The 3,811-nt window shown below is 46.1% G+C and carries 5 protein-coding genes and 1 pseudogene; 1 reads left to right on the forward strand and 5 read right to left on the reverse strand.

Annotation, left to right across the window (positions count from 1 at the left end):
* Positions 1-1,843, reverse strand: a 1,843-nt coding sequence (locus ACTIE6_RS13170; RefSeq protein ID WP_439557079.1) for a GAF domain-containing protein, incomplete at its 3' end; no start/stop codon positions are given.
* Between the two features lie 240 nt (positions 1,844-2,083).
* Positions 2,084-2,278, reverse strand: coding sequence for a hypothetical protein (locus ACTIE6_RS13175; protein ID WP_157474629.1), 195 nt, complete (start codon positions 2,276-2,278; stop codon positions 2,084-2,086).
* A 118-nt stretch (positions 2,279-2,396) separates the two neighbouring features.
* Here ACTIE6_RS13175 and ACTIE6_RS13180 point away from each other — a divergent pair, with 118 nt between their 5' ends.
* Entirely contained in the window at positions 2,397-2,642 is a 246-nt protein-coding gene (locus ACTIE6_RS13180; protein ID WP_439557080.1) for a hypothetical protein, read from the forward strand.
* A gap of 105 nt (positions 2,643-2,747) precedes the next feature.
* Here ACTIE6_RS13180 and ACTIE6_RS13185 read toward each other — a convergent pair whose 3' ends face one another.
* The 3 genes and pseudogenes from ACTIE6_RS13185 to ACTIE6_RS13195 all read right to left on the reverse strand — a co-directional run.
* Positions 2,748-3,059 carry a HigA family addiction module antitoxin gene (locus tag ACTIE6_RS13185; protein ID WP_439557081.1) on the reverse strand — a complete coding sequence of 104 codons (312 nt, stop codon included), beginning with the start codon at positions 3,057-3,059 and terminating at the stop codon, positions 2,748-2,750.
* Between the two features lie 20 nt (positions 3,060-3,079).
* Positions 3,080-3,358, reverse strand: a complete 279-nt coding sequence (locus tag ACTIE6_RS13190) for a type II toxin-antitoxin system RelE/ParE family toxin (protein WP_439557082.1) — start codon at positions 3,356-3,358, stop codon at positions 3,080-3,082.
* A gap of 216 nt (positions 3,359-3,574) precedes the next feature.
* A pseudogene (locus ACTIE6_RS13195) lies at positions 3,575-3,811 on the reverse strand (galactonate dehydratase); the annotation flags it as partial.

The raw sequence follows: 3,811 nt of genomic DNA on the forward strand, positions 1-3,811 counted from the left end.
GAAACAAGTCCAGGTAAAGGTTCACCGAGCTGTTAACCCGCTGCATGGAGGCTTCCAGCGCTTTCCTGTTGGTATTGGCAGTACTCGTGTTTTCGTCGATCATACCGAAATAGCGGTCGATCTGATCGCGCAGCACAACTTCATCTTTATCCAGTCGCGCATTTCTTGCACTGGATCGTTCCGCCCTGTTTTCCCGGAAATGCTGCAAAAACGGGTGTGCCTCGCTTTCCAGAAAATCGCGCACTTTCATTTCATCAATGTCCGTCGAATCGTCATTGATTTCCTCAATCCACTTCCGGCATTTGAAGATCATTTCGTCGGTCAGACCAAATCCCAGCTTTTCTTTCAGGGTAGTAAAGGTTTCTATCAATAAGTCAAATTGAAGGTTTAAATCCTGTTTCAATGCAAGGTTCCGCTCGATGGTGGAATTTCTGATATCCACGGCGCCATAAAGCGGATAAACATTTTTGAAGTGGATCTTCTCGATCGCGGCAGTCTGCGGATCAAGCGTTTTATCGCGCAGATAATGCCAGGCCGATTCCCGGAAGCGCCATTGCACGGCAGGTTGCAGGGAAGTGAACTTGTCGCGGATTACGTTATCGATCGCAGTACGAAATTCATCAATGTAATTTTTGAAGATCTGCGCCAGCAGCGGCAGCGCGGCATCCAGCTTGTGCAGTACCTGCTCGTCGATCGAGTCGATCCGACCGGAGTACACTTCCAACAAGCCAACCACGTTTTTATCATAGAAAACGGGTATCAGCGCATAGGATCGGACGCCATCTTCGTACAAAATCCGCGCAAAATCTTTCTTGTAACCTGCTTCCACGGTAAGCTCCCGGATCAGCAGCGGCTTGGGATCGAGGAGGTATTCGTCGGCCATTTGCAGGTACATGGTCTCCGCCATATTATTTTCCGTCGCCGCATTCATCAGCTTGCTGAACAGCACAGTTCCTTTATTGAAGATCAACCGGTTATTTACCCGCAAAATGGGCATTGTACCAAAATTGAACTGCGGATCGCCGGCCAGCATTTTCAGTGAATGCGCTACCCGGTTGAAATAGGTATTCGGATCAAAAAGCGACCTGTCGAGAATGGTATTCTTGATTTGTTCCACCGCATTATCGGCAGTTACATCTTCCAGCGTGATCACGGAAAAACCTACAAACCTGAAAAGTGACAGCGGCAATGCCTCCATGATCTTCGGCAAGTCCATTCCGTCACTGGTAACTGAGGCAAGCCACTCCGCATCCAGCTGAGGCAACGCATCTTTCGGGGTTACCTCGCAAAAACGGGTATCTATATTGAGTTTGTAAAATTTCTGCAATCCCGAGTGGTCGTCACGCACCGTGATAATGAGCTCGTGGCGGTGTAACGGCGGAATTCCGTAAAATTTTTCCAGCACAAAAGAGTACACCATCTCTTTCTTCTTGGTTGTACTATCCTCGTCGTCAACAACGATATCGCAACGGATTCCGCCTGTTTTATTATCCAGCATGAGGTTGTAAAAACCCGAAGTTCCGTAGAAAACAGTAGGATTAATGGGGGCGCTCATTGCCCAGCAAACCTGCTTTTCGTCGGCAAACATGGGCATAAGCAGACTGCAGACGAGCGCCATTTCATCCTTATAGCGACCTATATCTCTCAACGGCACGGTACTGCTTAATTCCGGCCTCGCTTTCAGGCGCGCCAGTGCCATTTCGAAAAATGTACGTTTAAATGATTGCTCTTCATTCGCCTTTTCTTCCAGAAAGCGGATGAAGCTTTCAAATGAGATAGACGAATCTATGGGAATGACGTCGTATTGAACGTCGTTTGTTACATCAATTGTAATAGGTTCCATTGACTTTTTTTGTGGCTATCGCAGCTGGCATTTGCGGCCCGGAAGGTGAGTTTGTGCCTTATTGCGCTTTTTGGGTAACCGGCTAACAATAAACGCCGGAATTCCATTCACTGAAACAAGTGCTGTGTGAAAGATTTAACATCAATTTTAGAGTAATCTTCAAAATAAAAACTCCCGCCCCCGAATAAACCGGAAGCGGGAGATATCTCGCCACTTACAAAATGGGTTAGTGACTGACAATCAGTTCACATTATTCAGGCCCAGCTGGTCCAGAATTTCCAGCTTGGTCCCGCAAATGAAATGCTTGTCGCCATTTTTCAGGACTACCAGTGTGTACCGCATATCTGAATCAGGAACAACGTCCGTCACATCTTCCAGCGAGAACCGAACAGTAACTGACTCATCATCTTTCGTTTTGAATTCGCATTGTTTCATGTGAAGTACCATTTACGTTTTTCGTAATCCACGAGACAAAATTCGTGCTAGGGGTTTGGGACGGTGAAACTTGGTATCATTTTTTTACAACGCCGCCTTATTCATCAACCAAACGATCATGAAAAAGCTAAAAATGGGCTTCGTCTTAGCGACACTGGCCATCGGATTTACCAACTATTCATGCGGAACCAAGAACGACAGCGGAGGCTCGTCAGACAGCTCGGCCGCCACAATCCAGAACGACAGCGGTAACGTGGAAAGCACGAAGGCAATGGGAGTTGGAGAAGACAACCAAAACGAAGTGCCCGGCTACCCAGCCAACCAATCGAACCTGAATGCAGATTCCACGAGGGAGAAACACTAATTGTAAGGCTGGCAGAGATGTCAGCCTTTTTTATTTGTAAATACTGGAATTTGCGACAATGAACCTTAGAAGGGTTGTTCCTGGAAGGACAGATGCGAAACATGATCATTGCGCTACTTGCAGATCTTTTCCAGCAAAATGCTCGATCTGGGAACGGTTCACCTTTCTTTCTGCGTGCCAAACTTCATAGTTCTTTTGTAAGTCGACCCAAAATTGAGTGCTGTTCCCGAATGCTTCGGAAAGCTTTACAGCAAGTTCGGGACTAATACCGGCACGACCATTTACCACAGCCGATAAATTCTCCCGTGCCACACCTATTCCCTTAGCCACTTGGGTGACCGTCAGGCCGCGTTCCCGAATGTAGTCCTCTCTTAAAATTTCTCCGGGATGTACCGGCGGCAAGCCTCTTTTCAACATAGCGCTTTTCTTTGACTGACTTAATGATAATCTAAATAATCAATATCAAGCACATTGCCATTTTCAAATCTGAAGACAATCCGGAAGTTAGGCGAAATCTTTATTGACCAAAATTCCGATAAGTCGCCTGTCAACTTGTGGATTCCTGAACCCATTTGCTTGATATCTTCAACTGAGGTAACTGCTTCGAGTTGATCAAAAATGCGTGCGATCTTAAACAGATAAGCCGCCGGCAGCTTTGCCCCATTTCCGTGTTCATAAAAAAGCAGTAAACCTTTGTGCCGTATCGATACAATCATAACAAATTTGTAACATGTAATGTCACATATCACAAAAGAAAATTAGATCCCCCGTTTTGATCAGTTACGATTTTCTTATTTGCTGGCACATTTAATTTAGCCAGTAGCTTTTTTTGTCTACTTCCCCAGTATGATTCTTATCCGCTACCAATTCCTGCAAACCTTCCAACAACAAAAAAAGCGTGATCCGAAAACCACGCTTTTCTCAAAAAGTTATTACCATTCAGCGGCGCTGCCGTCTTCGTGCGTCCACAATGGATTTTTCCAGTTGTGTCCCACTTCGGCCATTTTCCGTACCTGCGCCTCATCGATCTGAATGCCCAGTCCGGGCCCGCCGGGGATTTTCACAAAACCGTCTTCATAGGTAAATACCGACTTGTCTTCCAGGTAATCCATCAGATCATTTCCCTGATTATAATGAATGCCGAGGCTCTGCTCCTGTATAAATGCATT

Source organism: Dyadobacter sp., from assembly GCF_051859145.1.
Lineage (GTDB): Bacteria > Bacteroidota > Bacteroidia > Cytophagales > Spirosomataceae > Dyadobacter.